Source organism: Mesorhizobium sp. WSM2240, from assembly GCF_040438645.1.
Lineage (GTDB): Bacteria > Pseudomonadota > Alphaproteobacteria > Rhizobiales > Rhizobiaceae > Allomesorhizobium.
Genome location: NZ_CP159254.1, coordinates 24932 through 41235, shown reverse-complemented (window position 1 = coordinate 41235; position 16304 = coordinate 24932). Strand labels below are relative to the sequence as shown.

Annotated in this window: 16 protein-coding genes and 1 pseudogene; 8 read left to right on the top strand and 9 right to left on the bottom strand. The window is 60.0% G+C overall.

Annotated features, from left to right (window positions below; all coding sequences use genetic code 11):
- Positions 1-21: 21 nt before the first annotated feature.
- The 3 genes from ABVK50_RS28605 (at position 22) to ABVK50_RS28595 (ending at position 1789) form a co-directional block, all read left to right on the top strand.
- On the top strand, positions 22-597 hold the full coding sequence (locus tag ABVK50_RS28605; RefSeq protein WP_353646085.1) for an arginase family protein: 576 nt from the start codon (positions 22-24) through the stop codon (positions 595-597).
- Entirely contained in the window at positions 594-911 is a 318-nt protein-coding gene (locus tag ABVK50_RS28600; protein ID WP_353646084.1) for a hypothetical protein, read from the top strand. The genes ABVK50_RS28605 and ABVK50_RS28600 overlap by 4 nt, the downstream gene beginning before the upstream one ends.
- Positions 912-1093: 182 nt before the next feature.
- Positions 1094-1789, top strand: coding sequence for an IS6 family transposase (locus ABVK50_RS28595; protein ID WP_353646083.1), 696 nt, complete (start codon positions 1094-1096; stop codon positions 1787-1789).
- A 632-nt stretch (positions 1790-2421) separates the two neighbouring features.
- On the opposite strand, the gene ABVK50_RS28590 is transcribed toward ABVK50_RS28595, so the two are convergent.
- Positions 2422-2823, bottom strand: coding sequence for a hypothetical protein (locus ABVK50_RS28590; RefSeq protein ID WP_353646082.1), 402 nt, complete (start codon positions 2821-2823; stop codon positions 2422-2424).
- Between the two features lie 20 nt (positions 2824-2843).
- Positions 2844-5696, bottom strand: coding sequence for a CheR family methyltransferase (locus tag ABVK50_RS28585; protein ID WP_353646169.1), 2853 nt, complete (start codon positions 5694-5696; stop codon positions 2844-2846).
- Between the two features lie 21 nt (positions 5697-5717).
- Here ABVK50_RS28585 and ABVK50_RS28580 point away from each other — a divergent pair, with 21 nt between their 5' ends.
- Complete coding sequence (locus tag ABVK50_RS28580; protein ID WP_353646180.1) at positions 5718-5957, top strand: hypothetical protein; 240 nt, start codon at positions 5718-5720, stop codon at positions 5955-5957.
- On the opposite strand, the pseudogene ABVK50_RS28575 reads toward ABVK50_RS28580, so the two are convergent.
- Positions 5853-6386: pseudogene (locus ABVK50_RS28575) on the bottom strand (chemotaxis protein CheB); the annotation flags it as partial. The gene ABVK50_RS28580 and the pseudogene ABVK50_RS28575 overlap by 105 nt on opposite strands.
- Positions 6386-7492, bottom strand: a complete 1107-nt coding sequence (locus ABVK50_RS28570) for a chemotaxis protein CheB (RefSeq protein WP_353646081.1) — start codon at positions 7490-7492, stop codon at positions 6386-6388. The pseudogene ABVK50_RS28575 and the gene ABVK50_RS28570, both read right to left, overlap by 1 nt.
- A gap of 625 nt (positions 7493-8117) precedes the next feature.
- Between ABVK50_RS28570 and ABVK50_RS28565 the strand changes: the two genes are divergently transcribed.
- Together ABVK50_RS28565 and ABVK50_RS28560 are read left to right on the top strand one after the other, a co-directional pair.
- Complete coding sequence (locus ABVK50_RS28565) at positions 8118-8369, top strand: hypothetical protein (protein WP_353646163.1); 252 nt, start codon at positions 8118-8120, stop codon at positions 8367-8369.
- Between the two features lie 517 nt (positions 8370-8886).
- Entirely contained in the window at positions 8887-9630 is a 744-nt protein-coding gene (locus tag ABVK50_RS28560; RefSeq protein WP_353646162.1) for a Crp/Fnr family transcriptional regulator, read from the top strand.
- 197 nt (positions 9631-9827) lie between these two features.
- On the opposite strand, the gene ABVK50_RS28555 is transcribed toward ABVK50_RS28560, so the two are convergent.
- Positions 9828-10049: a hypothetical protein gene (locus tag ABVK50_RS28555; protein ID WP_353646161.1), complete on the bottom strand. Its 222-nt coding sequence runs from the start codon at positions 10047-10049 to the stop codon at positions 9828-9830.
- A gap of 565 nt (positions 10050-10614) precedes the next feature.
- Between ABVK50_RS28555 and ABVK50_RS28550 the strand changes: the two genes are divergently transcribed.
- Both ABVK50_RS28550 and ABVK50_RS28545 read left to right on the top strand, forming a co-directional pair.
- Positions 10615-10839: a hypothetical protein gene (locus tag ABVK50_RS28550; RefSeq protein WP_353646160.1), complete on the top strand. Its 225-nt coding sequence runs from the start codon at positions 10615-10617 to the stop codon at positions 10837-10839.
- Positions 10817-11671, top strand: coding sequence for a hypothetical protein (locus ABVK50_RS28545; protein ID WP_353646159.1), 855 nt, complete (start codon positions 10817-10819; stop codon positions 11669-11671). Before ABVK50_RS28550 ends, ABVK50_RS28545 begins: the two co-directional genes overlap by 23 nt.
- Positions 11672-11703: 32 nt before the next feature.
- Here the strand turns inward: ABVK50_RS28545 and ABVK50_RS28540 are convergent, their stop codons facing one another.
- From ABVK50_RS28540 to fdhF, 4 genes are all read right to left on the bottom strand, one after another.
- Entirely contained in the window at positions 11704-11772 is a 69-nt protein-coding gene (locus ABVK50_RS28540; RefSeq protein WP_353646168.1) for a helix-turn-helix domain-containing protein, read from the bottom strand.
- Between the two features lie 507 nt (positions 11773-12279).
- Entirely contained in the window at positions 12280-12585 is a 306-nt protein-coding gene (locus tag ABVK50_RS28535; RefSeq protein ID WP_353646158.1) for a formate dehydrogenase subunit delta, read from the bottom strand.
- Entirely contained in the window at positions 12575-13396 is an 822-nt protein-coding gene (gene fdhD / locus ABVK50_RS28530) for a formate dehydrogenase accessory sulfurtransferase FdhD (protein ID WP_353646157.1), read from the bottom strand. Before fdhD ends, ABVK50_RS28535 begins: the two co-directional genes overlap by 11 nt.
- 22 nt (positions 13397-13418) lie before the next feature.
- Positions 13419-16298 carry a formate dehydrogenase subunit alpha gene (fdhF, locus tag ABVK50_RS28525; protein WP_353646156.1) on the bottom strand — a complete coding sequence of 960 codons (2880 nt, stop codon included), beginning with the start codon at positions 16296-16298 and terminating at the stop codon, positions 13419-13421.
- Positions 16299-16304: the final 6 nt, after the last annotated feature.

Sequence of the window (16304 nt, the reverse complement as noted above, 5' to 3'; positions counted from 1 at the left end):
TGATTTTGAGAGGTAGAGGAGATGGCCCGCACGCTCAGCGTCGTCGGCGCTCCCAGCAGTGCCGGAGCCTACGCCCCAGGACAGGAAAAGGCGCCTTCCACGTTCCGCCGCCACGGATTGATCTCCGCGTTGAGGCGGTCGGGTCTGACTGTGCTTGATCGAGGCGACGTGCCCGGCTTTCGCTGGCGGCCTGATCCGTCGAACCCGAAGGCAATGAATGTCCAAGCAGTGCGCGACGTCGCGAAGACGTTGGCGGAGGTGGTAAGCACGGCACTTCACGAAGAGCACAACCTCCTCATCCTCGGCGGCGACTGCACGGTCGAGCTCGGCGTGGTGGCGGGAACGCTTTCACGCTCCGCTTCTGTCGGGCTAATCTATGTCGATGTCGACCTCGATCTGAACCCGCCTGCTGCGAGTGACGGTGCACTCGACTGGACGGGTGTCGCCCATCTCCTGGACCTTCCTGGCGTCGCCGATGAACTGGCGGGCCTTGCTGTAAGGCGGCCCATGCTTGGCGCTCCTGATGTCCTGTCTTCGCTGCCGCCAATGTCACGAGCGGCGAGGCAGATACTGTTAGAACCCGCAATCTGGCAGTGATCGAACTCGACGAGGTGAAAGCGGGCCCCGTCGAAGCTGCGCGCCGAGCCGCACAATGGGCCCTCGCATTCGATACAATCCTCATACATCTCGACGCTGATGTGCTGGACTTCGCCGATTTTCCGCTTTCGGAAAACACGCGTCGCGGGGTGGGTCTTACTTTTGAGGAACTCAGTGCCACGCTTTCTGAACTGCTTGCACTGCCGAACCGCCGAGTGTTGACGGTGACCGAAGTGAATCCTGATCACGCGCCGGACGAGGCGGAAAGCTTCCGGCGGGTAATCGGCTTGCTTTCCGACGCTTTGGTGCTGTGATCGCGTAGGGGTTGACGAGTCGACTGCCTTCGATCCCATGTATGGTGCTCCACGGGGGTACCGTGGTGAGGGTAGCCAACCAGCTAAGCGTCTACGACGAGGCGGAACTACTTGGGTTCTGTCGCAAACGGAATGGCAACATATGTCCGGCAATGAAGCCCTCCGATTTTCGAGGAGTTGCTATGTTCAAAGGCCGCCATTTCGACGGATCAGTGATCCTGCTGTGCGTACGCTGGTACTTGACCTACAATCTGAGCCTGCGGGATCTGGAAGAGATGATGGCCGAACGCGGCCTGAACATCGATCACTCCACCGTGCATCGCTGGGTCGTGCGCTTCTCGCCGCAGCTGTTAGAACGGTTCAACCGGCGCAAGCGAACCGTCACTGGCAAGTGGCATATGGACGAGACCTATATCAAGGTCCGCGGCCAGTGGATGTATCTTTACCGCGCGATCGACAGTGTCGGCGATACGGTCGAATTCTTCTTCAGCGAACACCGTGACTTGCCAGCGGCCAAACGCTTCCTCCAAAAGGCGTTAGGGCGCCACGGCAGACCGGATCGCGTCGTCGTCGACGGCAGCCAGACCAATCACGAGGCGATCATTTCCTGCGATGCCGAAAACCGCCTGCGCGACCGATCGCGACGAGCAATGAAACCAATCCGCATCCGTAAGAGCAAGTACCTCAACAATCGGATCGAGCAGGATCACCGGCGCATCAAACGTGTCCGGTCCATGTTCGGCTTCAAGGCAATGGCGAGTGCCAAAATTATCCTCTCGGGCATCGAGATGGTTCACATGATGCGCAAACGGCAGGCGAGGTTTGCCTTCAACCCTGATCCATCCATCGCTGAGCAGTTCGAGATCCTCGCCGCCTGAGCCGCTGCGCACAAGGCTCCCGTTGTGATCAGTCTCGATTTGCGACAGAACCCTTGTGTGCTGGCAACCGCAGCTCCTGGCGGAAGAACACGGCATCAGCGTCCGCCATGCTCTGCTGCCGTCAAGCAGTGCCTCGGACCGCCAGGCAACCCAATCCGCAAGGGCCGCCACTGTCACTTCAATGTAGGCTGCTTTCATCGCTTCCCAGGCCGGTCCATTCGGAGCGCGGGCGTCGCATCCGCGACTTCCGAAATCCCTGCAGCTTCAAAGGGCGACGATTAGAGCCCCTACAGGAAGCAACGAGAGTTTGCGCAGAGGGGCTGCAAAGCAGGATGTGCAAGGTCATGGAGTACCTCCCGGCTGAGCATCAATTCCTGGTGCGGGCCGGCGTCGGCTGGAAGCCGGGCGTCGTGGGTCAGGCAAGAGCCAGGGCCGATACCGCGAGCCCCACCGGTACGCTTTCAAGACAGACGAGCCGGTCATCTCCGCGACTTCGCCGGACGTTCGGTATTTAGCCGGCTCACGCCAAATAGCTCATCGATGACTTCGGCACGATCGCGAGACTCCGAGGAGGTTGAACTGTAGTTCAGGCGGCACCGACGCTCTTCGATGCTCCGTTCCTGAGAAGTTCATCAGGTGTGGCTGGCTCTTTTAAAATGCTGTTCCATGACACGAGCCAGCAGTTCGGGATCCACCGGCTTACCAATCTTGGGCGACGAGCGGAATTCGTTCGGGAAGACGGTGTCGCTGTCATAGCCAGTGAGGAAAACGAAGGGAATGCCCCGTGCGGCGAGAGCCGAGGCTATCGGAAAACTTGTCTCATTCTTGAGATTGACGTCCAGTAGCGCCCCATCAAGCTCGTTGTCCCCAATCTGTTCCAAAGCCCTGCTGACGTGTCCATCGGGGCCGATCACCTCGCAACCCCACATGGAAAGCTGGTCGGCAAGATCTTCTGCAATAAGGAACGCATCCTCGACCACCAGCACACGCAAGCCGGAAAGCGGCATTGCGTCGGCTTGCTGGATGTGACTCATCTGATTTTGCCTCGAGGGCGCTAAAGCGGCAGGTTGAGTATGCATTTCAGGCCGGAAGGTTCAAACCTCAGTTCAGCGGCCCCTCCTAGCTCATACTGCAAACTGCGGCGGATGAAGTTGGTTCCAAAGCCGCTGGCTTGCATTGCCGCGACGGGCGCGCCGTCACGTTCCACCCAATTTAGTTCCAGTTGAGGCTGTTCCGTCTTGCGCACCGACCAAGTCAGTTCGACCAAGCCATTTTGGGAATTAAGCGCCCCGTGCTTGGCTGCGTTGGTCCCAAGTTCAAAAAGAACCATGCCGAGCGTTGCGGCCGTGTTTGGCTTCAGCAGCACCGCCGGACCCTCGATAATGATGTTGCCTCCATCGCTGGTCATGTAGGGCAAAAGCGCAGTCTCGATCAGAGCTTTCAGGTCCGCGCCTTCCCATTTGTGCTGGGACAGCACTTCATGTGTCCGCGCCATAGCTCTGAGCCTGTCTATAAAGGCCGTCGAGAAGTCCTCCATGGAGGTGCTGCCCTTCACCATACGCGAGGCGAGCGCGGTGACGGTGGCCAGGATATTTTTAACCCGGTGCTGCAATTCATGCAGCAACATTTCCTGGTGCGCCTCAGCTTCCTTTCGCTGCGAAATGTCAATCATCGCCGCGATGGCGCCCCGCACGTTGCCCGTCTCATCAAAGAGCGGGTTCGCCGACATCAGAATGTCGACACGACGACCGTCCTCGCGCTCGATCTCACTTTCAAAGCTCGTTACTGACTCACCGGTACGAGCAGCCTTGGTCAGAGGGTGATCGTGCGGCTCTATTCGGAAGCCATTCCTGCGGAGGTGGATGTCCATTGGTATGGAAATTAGCTTGTTTTTGTCATGCGTTCTCCCAAGCAGTTCTGCCCCGTGCCGGTTGACGCGGGAGCTTTCAGCAGCGCCGTCCTCGGTGATGAGGATGCCTACCGGTACCAGGTCAAGCAGGGTCTCGAGGCTCTCGACGCGGTTCCTCAGGCTCTGGGACAGCGACTTGATTCGCGCTTCGGCCAACGAAATCTGGGTTACGTCGACGAATGTGATGACCAGCCCGGCGATAACGTTCTCGGTCGTCTTGTAAGGAAGTATACGCATTATGTAGCGAGCATCGCTGTCGCTGGAATCGACCTGTCGCTCAACAGTTCCAAGCTTGTGCAATACATGCTCGGCATCGGACTGCAGCGTATCGCACGCAAAGCGCGCCCGCACATGCATCAACGGCCGGCCGATATCGCTCTCAACCAGCCTGAACAGATCCTTAGCGGCCGGCGTGAAACTTTTGATGCACAGGTCGCGGTCGAGGAAAATGGTTGCAATCTGCGTGCTCTCCAGCAGATTTGAGACATCGCTGTTGGCGCGGCTCAGTTCCTCCACCCGCATGTTGAGTTCCGCGTTGACCGTCTGAAGCTCCTCGTTGATCGATTGGAGTTCCTCCTTGGATGTTTCGAGTTCCTCGTTTGATGATTGAAGCTCTTCGTTGATCGAAGACAATTCCTCGTTGGCAGACTTCAGCTCCTCGTTGGAAGACTCGAGCTCCTCCGTCGTCGTCTGCAGCCGTTCCCGCGTCGCACGCAGTTCGGCTTCAAGGTGGCTGACTCCATGGTTCTTCGCATCTTCGCCGGATTCGAGAACTTCGGTCTCGGCGTCTGTCCACAAGCTTCCTTGATCCCGGAATACCACCATGAACACGGAATCGCCGCTTCGGCGGAGGGGCTGGACGACAAGATCGATTGCCTGGCGGCCACCATCGGTCGCCACGGTGACATTGTTGTGGGTGGCCGGCTTTCCCGTCGAAACCGCCTTGTGGACAGTGGCGCGCAGGTCCAGGCGCAGACCGCTACGGGCCATGGTGAAGATGTTGTGGTCGGGAGAACCAGCTGCCATTTCGAGGTATTTGCCCGTTCCGGCCGAACTATGCAGGACTTCGCCGCCGGCGTTGACGATCACATGGGCCGGAGTGTAGCGGTCAAGCAGTTCCCGCTCGGCAAGATCCTGTAATGACGACCTCGCGGCTGTATCGGCCGCTCGGTTGAGTTGCGGCCGACGCACCGGTGCGGTCAGTGGGAATTCCGGGAGCCTGGTGCTGCTCCGGGCGCGCTTCTGAAACAGCCTGCTAGCCTTGTCTATCGTGGAAAAAAGGCTTGCGTGCCGAGTGATGTTCTCCGACGAACCCAAGAAAAGAAAGCCATCGTCCCTCAGCGCATAGTGGAAGAGCGGGATAACCCGCTCTTGCAAGTCCGCCCCCAGATAGATGAGCAGGTTGCGGCACGAGATCAGGTCGACGCGGGAGAACGGCGGATCGCGCAGCATGTTGTGCGGTGAAAAAAGGCAGATCTCCCTCAGGTCGCTGCTGATGCGGTAAGTACCATCTTCCTGCGTGAAGAACTGCTTCAGGCGTTTTGGGGATAGATCCTCAGCGATGGCTGCCGGATATCGCCCGATGCGGGCTACTTCCAAAGCGCGCTCGTCAATGTCGCTTGCGAAAATCTGCAGCTTCGGAGCGGCAGGACCTTTCGAGGCCTGCGCTCGCAGGAGCATCGCTATCGAATAGGTTTCCTCTCCTGTCGAGCAGCCCGGGACCCAAACCCGGACCACGTCGTCCGACCCCTTATTCTGGAACAGCTTCGGCATGGCCTCGCGCTCAAGCGCCTCGAACGCTTCAGGATCGCGGAAGAAATTGGTGACGCCGATAAGCAGATCCTGAAAAAGGAAATCGACTTCTCGCGGCTCCCGACGGAGATGGTCACAAAATTCCTGCGGATTCTCGATCTGCAACACCTTCATGCGGCGCTGGATGCGCCTGACGATGGTATTGTCCTTGTAACCGCTAAAATCGTGGCCGGTGCGCGCCCGCAATAGCGCCACGATCCTCGACAGATGATCGACTGCCTCGCGATTCAGGCCTTCCGGACTGCGCTTTCGCGCCGCGTGGGCGTGCTTGAAATATGCGGCAAGCTTCGGGGCCATACGGTCGGCTGGCATCACCATATCGACAAGCCCGGTATTGACCGCACTGCGCATCATGCCGTCGTATTCGGCTCCTTCCTGCGCCAGCGTCAGCCCGCCATGTTCCTTGATCGCTCGCAGCCCGATGGTTCCGTCGCTGCCGGTCCCTGAAAGAATGACGCAGGCCGCATTCTCTCCCTGGTCCTCTGCGAGCGAAACGAAGAACTCGTCTATCGGTGTGCGCTTAGTCCGGGCATCGATTTGCTTGGCGAGGTGCAAACGACATTTGCTGATGGTGAGGCCTTTTCCAGGCGGGATGACATAGATCCTGTTGGGCTCGATCTTGGCTTCGTTTTTGACGACGGTCGCCTTGATCAGGCTTGAACGCTGCAGGATTTCCGGCAGTTCACTGGCCAAGTTCGGGTCGAGATGCTGGACCACGACATAGGCGAGGCCGCTATCGGCTGCTGTATTGGAAAAGAAGTTCTGAAGCGCAGCGATGCCTCCCGCCGACGCCCCGATGCCTACCACCGGGCAGTCGTCGTCTCGTTTGCCGGGCTGATGGTCTTCCTCCGTCCCCTTGGGCGTCTTGCTGTCCATCAATCGATACCGTTGCCCCCTGAGGTGGTCGCGGTTTCAAGAACCTGCGACCCGCCACCATGTCTTTTCTCGATGATCTGTTGTACCAGTTCGGCGTCAGCCTTGTATTCCTTAGCCCGCTCAGACAGTTGGGCCGCAAGTTCGTGCCGCTTGTGCAATCTTTCCCGCTTTGCCATGCGGCGTGCCAGTTCGGCGCGCTGCTGATGAGCACGCAACAGGCTCCACAGGATCTGCTCAGCTTCGCTCGACTGGGCTTCCATCATTACATCCGCGGTAAAGGCGTGGCCCGTGTGGCAGCGGTAGCGAACCATCGGCCCATCTGCGATTTCCCACAATGGGCCATGACATTCTGGACATACAAACACTGAGAGGTCGCCAAGTCGATCTTCCGTTTTCATGGTTCCGTGCTCCTGTGCGGCGATCGCAGCTTCCAGTCGAATGCCCGACGGTATCTCCGGCGTCTCGCCTGCCGCCTCTCCCGCGAGCTTGCCCAGCAATGCCGCCATGCCCGACAGCGGGACGCAATGATCGATCTCTACATGGCGCAGTGCGCTCAGCACCATGTCCGGGACCGTGGCATCATCGGGATGCTGAACGACGCTGGTTCCGCCGCAGGCCTTGACGGCGCGAAGACCCGCCGTGCCGTCCGACAGACTTCCGGTCAACACCACGCCGACAACTCTCGAGCCATAGCTGCAGGCTGCGGAACGGAACAGCGGATCTATGGCGGGGCGAGCCAGGTTTTCGCGCGGCCCGCGCCGCAGCATCATATGGCTGTCATGGAGCAGCAGATGAGCGCCCGGCGGCGCAACATAGGCGCGCCCGATTTCTATCGGTGCGCCGCTGACCGCGTTGACCACTGGAAGTGGCCCCGCGCGGTCGAGAATGTCGGCAAGATGGCTCGTCGCGCCGACATGCAGCACGATGAAAACCGCTGCCGGAATATCCGCGGACAACTCCTTCATGAGCCGCTGCAGCGCCTCGACGCCGCCGGCGGAAGCGCCGATCGTAATGATGCATCGGTTGTCGCACAGCCAAGAGGCATGTTTCGCCGCATCAGGATCGATCTGATGGCCGGGGCGAACCGAAATCAATCCGTCGTCCATGGCGGTTCCTTTTTGCCGCGATGCTTCTGGGGGACGGCAGCGGCGGCCAATCCCTCAAAAATTGAACTTCCCAATCAACGTCGAGCAATTACCGGAGTTCCTAACGGCCGTCGGTCACTGAACGATGGCCAGGCAACCCGAGCTAGCGGCGGTTGTTGCCTCCGTGCGTCAGTAACCGCCAGGAAGTCAGCTCCTGGCGCGAGCACGACCTACACAGGTTCAGAGCGGATCCGCCGGCAGGCATGTTTGCCTACTGCCGCTCATGTGCCCGATGCAGTCATCCGGACTTGCTTGCGTTTTGGCGCAAATGGACTGAAAAGGCCCTTCGCTAGCCCACTTCCACAATGGGAGGCGTTCCGCTTTTTGCGGCCATTCAGGAGACCACGATGCGACCTCGACCGGCGCATACTGCGGTGTGAAGTTCGCTGACGCAAACTCCCTCCCTATGAAAGCTGCTATCATTGACGAAGTGCCAGATCGATCGCCGATAGACGGCTGCCGTGAGTGGTTGCGGCGTCCACAGGGAGTTTGCGTCTGAAACCAGACGGATAGCCTTTCGGTGCGATTTCCGCACTTACCCGGGGAGTGCGAGCGCCTACCTTGGCAGGGACAAGGAGATGCTGCCATGCCTCGGTATTTCTTCAATGTTCGAGATGGACAACAACTCAACGAAGACCCCGAGGGGATTGATCTTGATGGTCTATCGGCAGTCGAGAACGAGGCAATGACCTCGGCCAAGGAGATCATCGCGGAGGCGCTGCTCAGCGGGCGTCCAGCCCCACTTGGCCACAGCTTCGAGATTATTGATGAAGAGGGGAATATGATCCTCGAGTTTCTGTTCGCGAGGGCGGCCCACGAAACCGGACCGCAGCCCTGACGCCGCGTTAATTTAGTCTTGTAGCGTACCGACTACCTTCCGGCTTCTCGACAACCCCGAATACCGTCGCCACATCGGGCTCCTGCATAGAAATTGAGCTGGGAGGAGCGAAGATGGCGATCATCTCGCTTGCAGTGAAGTCGACCCCAGGATGCCGTCGAAGCTTATGTGAGCTCCAGGCGGAGCTCGCAAATTCTATCCACCGAACCCGCGATCCGGGCCATCCGCGCCCTGATGCCAAAATGCACGGAAACTGATCGTGAGCTGGCTGACATGCCTTGGCGGTTTCACGCGGGCTTTGCGTGTCGTTCGATGGTGACGCCGCCGCGAGACAGGCCGTCGTTGATGCGGCCAATCCAATTGTTGCTCTAATGATTGCTGCGGAGTAGGATGTCTACATCGTCTGCACATCCAATGGGCGCGGACGGCTGGGAGATGACGATGCTCTTGCCTGAACAAGGAGAGAGCCATGTTTCCCTTTTCTATCACTCCCTACCGCAATGAACTTCTGCGCCGGTTGAGCGCGGATGATCTCGCCGTGCTGAATCCCCATCTGGAACCATGTTCGCTGCCAAAGAACATGTACCTCGAACGGCAGCGGAAACCGGTTGAGTTCGCCTACTTCCCTGAAGAAGGCATCGCCTCCACAGTTGCCAAGATGCGCTTGGGACGAGACGCCGAGGTCGGCGTCATCGGTTACGAGGGCATGATCGGCACTGCGATTGTCATGACTGACGACCGAAGCCCACACGATTGCTACATGCAACTGGCCGGAAGAGGACATCGGATAGCTTCAGCGGCCTTCACAGCCGCCCTTACCGAAAGCTCGACACTTCGGCCTTTCCTGCTGCGGTTCACTCTCAGTTTCTCGATCCAGGCGAGCTACACCGCGCTCGTGAACGTCCGCTGCTCGCTCGAACAGCGCCTGTCGCGTTGGCTGCTGATGTGTCATGACAGAGTGCCCGGCGATACGATCACCATCACCCATGAGTTTTTGTCGATCATGCTCGGGGTCAGACGGCCCGGTGTTACGACAGCAATCCATATCCTGGAGGGGAAAGGCCTCATTCGCGCCACGCGGGGCAACATTGTCGTCCGGGACCGCGAGAACCTCATCGCTTTGGCTGACGGCGGCTACAGCGAGCCCAAGGCTGAATACGAACGCCTCATTGGCCGAATGAGCCCGATGAGGGATGCCGAGCCCCGATCCAAGCATGTCGTCAGCTCAGTGAGCGCCAGACCGACATCCAGCCTGAGATAATTGCCAGTGGCTCTCAATTCTGCCAGTTGGCCTCCTCGTCAACAGCACGGATGGTAGCAACAACGTTGATCGCTCGGATAATCAAATCGGCGGTTCCACGGTCGCTGGCGGTCCCCGACCTGCCATCGTTGATTTCAAGGAAGTCGCACATCGAAAATCGACCGAGATTCCGGGAACGCTGAAAACATGGCGGCGGCCTACGAACGCTCGTTCGGCGTCCCGAGGAGCGATGCCAGCATTGTCTCTTTATCATAGCCAAGTTTGAAGACAGTGAGGATCTTGACCGCGATGTCATCGGCTTCAGGCGAATCGGTTTCGAGCGTAAGTGAGGCGCAGGTCTGGTCGAAAATGTCTCTCAGTTCGGCAAGCTGTTCGGGGGAATAAACGCCCGATGCCGCGGCGCGCTCTAGACTTGGCATAAGAAAGTACGCTCCAACAACGGCGGAGAGCGTCCCCTCTCATCGCTGGATCACCGATTCCTGTCGCCAACGATGCAACGGACAATAGCCCCGGCCGGATATAGGTTCAACCCGTCGCACGTACTGATTCAGACGCCGCTGCCGTTCTCCAGGAGGCGATTTGGCGCGACCACGACCTCCCTGCATGGTCACCGGCAACGTCTGCTTCTTTAATCGGGCATGGAGGTCAAGCTCCAATTTTTGCTTCCGCTTCGTTTCGTCCTGCGCGGGTCACGCTTCTTTCCGTGGTCGGCATAGCGGCGAGAGCCGAAGCTGCCACAAGCATTGGTCGGATCGGGTCGGGGTGCCTTGCTTTCAGACGCGCTATGATGCGCAGCAGCGCCCGGGCCGTCATGTCGGCGACTGCGTGAAATACATGCCCAACCGTTCCGGCTTCATGTAGTCTGTTGAGGAGCATCAAGGCCGGACGCGTGGCTGAATCTCATTCCCAAGACCACTTTGCGGCGCTGAAGCGGACGACCCTGCTGCCGAACGGTGTCCGCCCTCGCCTACGTCGAGTTGGGCGATGGGCGATGCCAACGGCGTGCCCGTCCTCCTGCTGCACGGATTTACGGATAGCGCGAAGCTGGAGCCTGAAACATCGTCCGATTTTCCACCCAAAGCAGCCGACGCCAACCTCTCATCAGGTGATTTCATTCTGGTTTCAGCGAGCCTCATGCTAGGCTTCGGCCACAATATGCATCCGCATTACTTCCGAGGACGTAGCCATGGCACGCTTCAGATTGGCTAAACCGCTCCGTGTCGCTCTGTTTCTTTTGCTGGCTCCTGGTGCTGAACTTTGGGCACAGGCAGCGCCACCAGAAGAGATTGTTGCCTTCTCCTCCTTGACCATGACTGACGAACAGTTCCTGAAAGGCAAGGAAGCAGACGCAAAGCCTGTCATGTTGTCGGCCAAGCTACAGCTGCCGTCGCCGTCCGGGGACCGCTTTCCCGCCGTGATTCTGCTTGATGGGTCAGGCGGTCCGGGCAACGCCATGGCTTGGAACTGGGCCAAGGTGCTCAACCGCATCGGTATCGCAACATTGCGCATCGACAGCTACTCGGGCCGAGGTTTTGAGGAAATATTCACGGCTCAAGGCAGGGTCGGGGAATTCAACAACATAATCGATAGCTTCCGCGCGCTCGACCTGCTCGCGGCAGACCCACGCATCGACCCGGAGCGCATTGCGGTAATGGGCTTTTCGCGCGGCGGGATTGCAGCGCTCTATTCCAGTATGACGCGCTTCGAAGAGCTTTACGGGTCGGACAAGGCCAGGTTCGCCGCCCATCTGCCCTTCTACGCGCCGTGCAACTTCATGCTTGAGGGAGAGCTCAATGTCGGTGCCGCACCCATCCGCGCCTTCCACGGCGAAGCTGATGTTTGGAATCCAGTGCCCCGCTGCCGTGACTACATCGAACGCATGAGGGCAGCTGCATTCTGGACGTTCGAGGTTACCCGCCGGACCGACCGGATCGGCTCGATTTTTCACATCCCCGGAAGTCGCCGAACGGCGCAGCGATCATGCAATCAGCGCGGAAAGGGCGAGCCGATCGCCGCATTCGCGCTTTCAGTTCACCCTTAGCGTGTCTTTGGAAACAGTTCCTGTTCTAGCCCCTACATGACCCGCCACGCCCTGTAGCGCCCCCTGCCCGTCACCTCCCGGATATTGAGTTCGGCGACCAGACCGAGCGCGGCGCGCTGGGTAATTTGAGCTCGGTCGCGATCAGACCGGCCGATACCACCGGCCGGCGACGCAACGGCGTCGAATTTGCCGAAGACGGCGTGTGAAATTCAAAGGATTTCGTAACCTTCACCCCGATGCGATTGCAGTTAATTTGAGAATCTGAGCTACCCCATTCTCGCAATTAACTGCCAAACATGACCGAAACGACCGCATTCTCACGATTAACTGCCAAGCGACACCGGACTCCCTGGACGCCGAGACACGCTCGGCTGTGCAACCCTGACCAGCGCCGCCCCGGTCGGGCGCTTTCGGCGTGGCCGTCCCCACCGCCATGCGACATTTCTACTTTGCTGGCCACGCGACATTCGAACTTGGTTACAACATCGAGCACGACTCGTGAACATGGAAGGCGCTGCGGTGTCAGTTTCGAACGAAGTCGCACTTAAATCAGCACAATATCTGTCGGAATGCACTCACTCTGTGTCGTCCAAGCTAGGTGTGCAGCCTCAATAGGTTGTTCTCGGTCGAGCCAAGTCAGCTTGACTGCCGTTTTCGGCGGAGCTGACGGGTTCCGTGGGGCGGCGCACCTGTCCAGCGGCTTCGAGCACGATTGATTTGAATCCAGCGCTGCCGGATTCGATCAGTTGGAGAAAGTGGCGGCGCATACGCGGCTCCCAGAACTTGTTGATATGCTCGGCCACGCCGGTCACGCCTTCTCCCCTTGGCTTGGATTCAAAGAAGGTTCCGATCTGGTTTGCCATGCGTATGATTCTGGCGGCCACGAGCGACGTGTGACTGTTTTCATGCAACATGTCTTACGGCTCCATCCGTCAAGCGATAGGGATGAGTGAAAATGTCAAACTCATCGCCACGCACCAAGGCCACGAGTGTCATGCCGGCCTCCGCAGCCGTGCGTATTGCAAGGGCGGTAGGAGCGGAAACGGCGACGATAAGGGAGGCGCCGATGACGGCCGTCTTCTGCACCATCTCCACGGAGACGCGGCTCGTCACCACGACCGCGCCGCGCTGCCCGCTCATATTAGCGTTCAAGAGCGCTCCTGCAAGCTTGTCGAGCGCGTTGTGGCGGCCGACATCTTCGCGTACCGCGACGAGCCCGTCTTCAGGAATGTAGAATCCCGCTGCATGGACGGCTCCCGTCTGCGCATGCAGTGGCTGTTGACCTGACAGTAGCCTGACAGCGTTCGTGAGTTCGCCAGCCTCGAGTGTAAGGGCGTGGCCCGTTACGGACTGCGGCTTGCGCAGGGCTTCCTCTATGGATTCGATGCCGCACAGACCGCAACCCACAGGTCCGGCCATCCTGCGACGCCTCGCTTTCAAGCGGTCGCGGGCGTAGTCTCGAAGTCCGATCTGGATGTCGATACCGCTGCCCAGATCCACGACCTGCAAGTCTTCGATTTCATGGGCGGACTGGATGATGCCTTCCGTCAGCGAGAATCCGAGTGCGAAATCCTCCAGATCGGTCGGCGTGCCCATCATGACGGCGTATGTGGTGCCGCCATAGGAAAGCGCGATCGGCGTCTCCTCCGGAACGTTGCGGTGCGCGCTCAGCGTGCCCGATGACCGGCGGGCAACGCGGTTCGCTGGCGCAAGCGGCGACTTCATGGGACTGGCCGGGCGTTCAAGGCTACTCCGCAGCCTCAAGTCGCCCCGCGATGCGGCGCGAGCGCTTCGACAATTCCTCATATTCCTCCTGCCACTGGCTCGGCCCGTTCGATGGCGCAACCTGGACCGCCGTCACTTTGTATTCGGGACAGTTGGTCGCCCAATCGGAATAGTCGGTGGTGATCACGTTGGCCTGCGTGTCTGGATGATGGAAGGTGGTATAGACCACACCCGGCGCGACCCGATCGGTGATATCGGCGCGCAGCGTCGTTTCGCCGGCGCGGGACTTGAGCTTCACCCAGTCGCCCTCGCGAATGCCACGCTGCTCGGCATCATGCGGGTGGATTTCCAGCAGGTCCTCGGCATGCCACATGACATTCGCCGTGCGGCGCGTCTGCGCGCCGACATTGTATTGCGACAGGATCCGGCCGGTGGTGAGCAGCAGCGGGAAACGAGGTCCGGTTCTTTCGTCAGTCGGGATGTATTCCGTGCGGATGAATTTGCCCTTGCCGCGCACGAAACCGTCGACATGCATGATCGGGGTGCCCTGAGGCGCCTTCTCGTTGCAAGGCCACTGCACCGAGCCGACCTTTTCGAGCAAGCCGTACGAGATATTTGCGAAGCTCGGCGTCGTCGCCGCGACCTCGTCCATGATCTCCGAGGGGTGCGTGTAGTTCCAATTTAGGCCCATCGCACGCGCCATCTCCTGGGTCACCTCCCAGTCGGCATAGCCGTTCTTCGGCGACATCACCTTGCGGACGCGGTTGATGCGGCGTTCCGCGTTGGTGAACGTCCCGTCCTTCTCGAGGAAGGTCGAGCCCGGCAGAAAGACATGGGCGTAGTTAGCCGTCTCGTTGAGGAAGAGGTCGTGGATCACAACGCATTCCATCGCGGCGAGGCCAGCCGAGACGTGCTTGGTGTCAGGATCCGACTGGAGGATATCCTCGCCTTGGATGTAGATGCCCTTGAACGTGCCCTCCACCGCGGCGTCGAGCATGTTGGGGATGCGGAGCCCCGGCTCGTTCTCGAGCTTGGTGCCCCAGAGCGTGTCGTAGATGTCGCGCACGGCATCGCCCGAGATGTGGCGGTAGCCCGGCAATTCGTGCGGGAACGAACCCATATCGCAGGAACCCTGCACATTGTTCTGCCCGCGCAACGGATTCACGCCGACGCCGCGCCGGCCGATATTGCCGGTTGCCATGGCGAGGTTGGCGATCGCCATTACCGTGGTCGAGCCCTGGCTGTGCTCCGTGACGCCGAGACCGTAATAGATCGCGCCGTTGCCTCCCGTGGCATATAGCCGGGCGGCGCTGCGGATCAGGTCCGCCGGCACGCCGGAGAGCTTTTCTACTTCCTCCGGGCTGTTGCGCTCCTCGGCGACGAAGGCCGCCCAGTCCTCGAACTCCGACCAGTCGCAGCGCTCGCGGATGAAGGATTCGTCGAACAGCCCCTCGGTCACTATCACGTTCGCGAGCGCAGTGATGACCGCCACGTTGGTTCCCGGTTTCAGCGGCAGGTGATAGGTCGCCTTGGCATGGACGGAGTTGACCGTCTCGGTCTCGCGTGGGTCGAGCACGATCAGCTTCGCACCCTTGCGGATGCGCTTCTTCATGCGCGAGGCGAACACGGGGTGCGCAGCGGACGGATTGGCGCCGATCACCATGATCACGTCGGAATCCTCGACGGAATCGAAATCCTGGGTGCCGGCGGAGGTGCCGTAGGCCTGGCCGAGACCGTAGCCGGTGGGCGAGTGGCAGACGCGGGCACAGGTATCCACGTTGTTGTTGCCGAATCCCGCCCGCACCAGTTTCTGCACGAGGTAAGTCTCCTCGTTCGTGCAGCGCGACGATGTGATACCACCGACGGCGCCGCGTCCGTACTGGTACTGGATGCGGCGGAACTCGCTGGCTAGGTGCTTAAACGCCTCCTCCCACGAAACTTCCCGCCAAGGATCGGAAATCTTCTCCCGGATCATCGGGTTGAGGATGCGCTCCTTGTGCGTGGCGTAGCCATAGGCGAAGCGGCCTTTGACGCAGGAGTGACCGCGGTTCGCCTTCCCGTCCTTCCACGGCACCATGCGAACGAGCTCCTCGCCGCGCATCTCCGCCTTGAACGAACAGCCGACACCGCAATAGGCGCAGGTGGTGACGACCGAATGCTCCGGCTGGCCGATCTCAATTACGCTCTTCTCCGTCAGCGTCGCGGTCGGGCAGGCCTGAACGCAGGCGCCGCAGGAAACGCATTCGGATGCGAGGAAACTCTCATGCGTGCCGGGCGAAACGCGGGATCCGAAGCCTCGGCCCTCGATGGTCAGCGCGAAAGTGCCCTGCACCTCCTCGCAGGCGCGCACGCAGCGCGAGCAGACGATGCATTTCGACGGATCATAGGTGAAATACGGGTTGGACTCGTCCTTCGGCATCCAGCTGAAGTTCGCGACGCCGTCGACCGTCGCCTTCACATGGTTTTCGCCGTCGTAGCCGTAGCGGACGTCGCGCAGCCCCACCGCGCCGGCCATGTCCTGCAGTTCGCAGTCGCCATTGGCGGCGCAGGTCAGGCAGTCGAGCGGATGGTCGGAGATGTAGAGTTCCATCACGCCGCGGCGGATGTCTTTGAGCCGGCCGGTCTGCGTGTGCACGACCATGCCGGGTGTGACCGGCGTCGTGCAGGAAGACGGCGTGCCGGCGTGGCCCTCGATCTCGACGAGGCAGAGCCGGCAGGAGCCGAAGGCGTCGACCATGTCGGTCGCGCAGAGCTTCGGGATCGCGATGCCGGCCTCCATCGAGGCCCGCATGATCGAGGTGCCCTCCGGGACGGTAACCGTGAAGCCGTCAACGGTGAGCGTCACTTGTTTCTCCGCATTGACGACCGGCGTGCCAAAATCGATTTCGTGGACGAGACCCATGGTACG

Coding starts and splice junctions, on each gene's coding strand:
- ABVK50_RS28545 (WP_353646159.1), top strand. CDS start 10,817: ATGGCACGCTTCAGATTGGCTAAACCGCTCCGTGTCGCTCTGTTTCTT.
- ABVK50_RS28565 (WP_353646163.1), top strand. CDS start 8,118: ATGCCTCGGTATTTCTTCAATGTTCGAGATGGACAACAACTCAACGAA.
- ABVK50_RS28550 (WP_353646160.1), top strand. CDS start 10,615: ATGGGCGATGCCAACGGCGTGCCCGTCCTCCTGCTGCACGGATTTACG.
- ABVK50_RS28605 (WP_353646085.1), top strand. CDS start 22: ATGGCCCGCACGCTCAGCGTCGTCGGCGCTCCCAGCAGTGCCGGAGCC.
- ABVK50_RS28570 (WP_353646081.1), bottom strand. CDS start 7,492: ATGGACGACGGATTGATTTCGGTTCGCCCCGGCCATCAGATCGATCCT.
- fdhF (WP_353646156.1), bottom strand. CDS start 16,298: ATGGGTCTCGTCCACGAAATCGATTTTGGCACGCCGGTCGTCAATGCG.
- ABVK50_RS28555 (WP_353646161.1), bottom strand. CDS start 10,049: ATGCCAAGTCTAGAGCGCGCCGCGGCATCGGGCGTTTATTCCCCCGAA.
- ABVK50_RS28580 (WP_353646180.1), top strand. CDS start 5,718: ATGATCGACTGCCTCGCGATTCAGGCCTTCCGGACTGCGCTTTCGCGC.
- ABVK50_RS28535 (WP_353646158.1), bottom strand. CDS start 12,585: ATGTTGCATGAAAACAGTCACACGTCGCTCGTGGCCGCCAGAATCATA.
- fdhD (WP_353646157.1), bottom strand. CDS start 13,396: ATGAAGTCGCCGCTTGCGCCAGCGAACCGCGTTGCCCGCCGGTCATCG.
- ABVK50_RS28595 (WP_353646083.1), top strand. CDS start 1,094: ATGTTCAAAGGCCGCCATTTCGACGGATCAGTGATCCTGCTGTGCGTA.
- ABVK50_RS28590 (WP_353646082.1), bottom strand. CDS start 2,823: ATGAGTCACATCCAGCAAGCCGACGCAATGCCGCTTTCCGGCTTGCGT.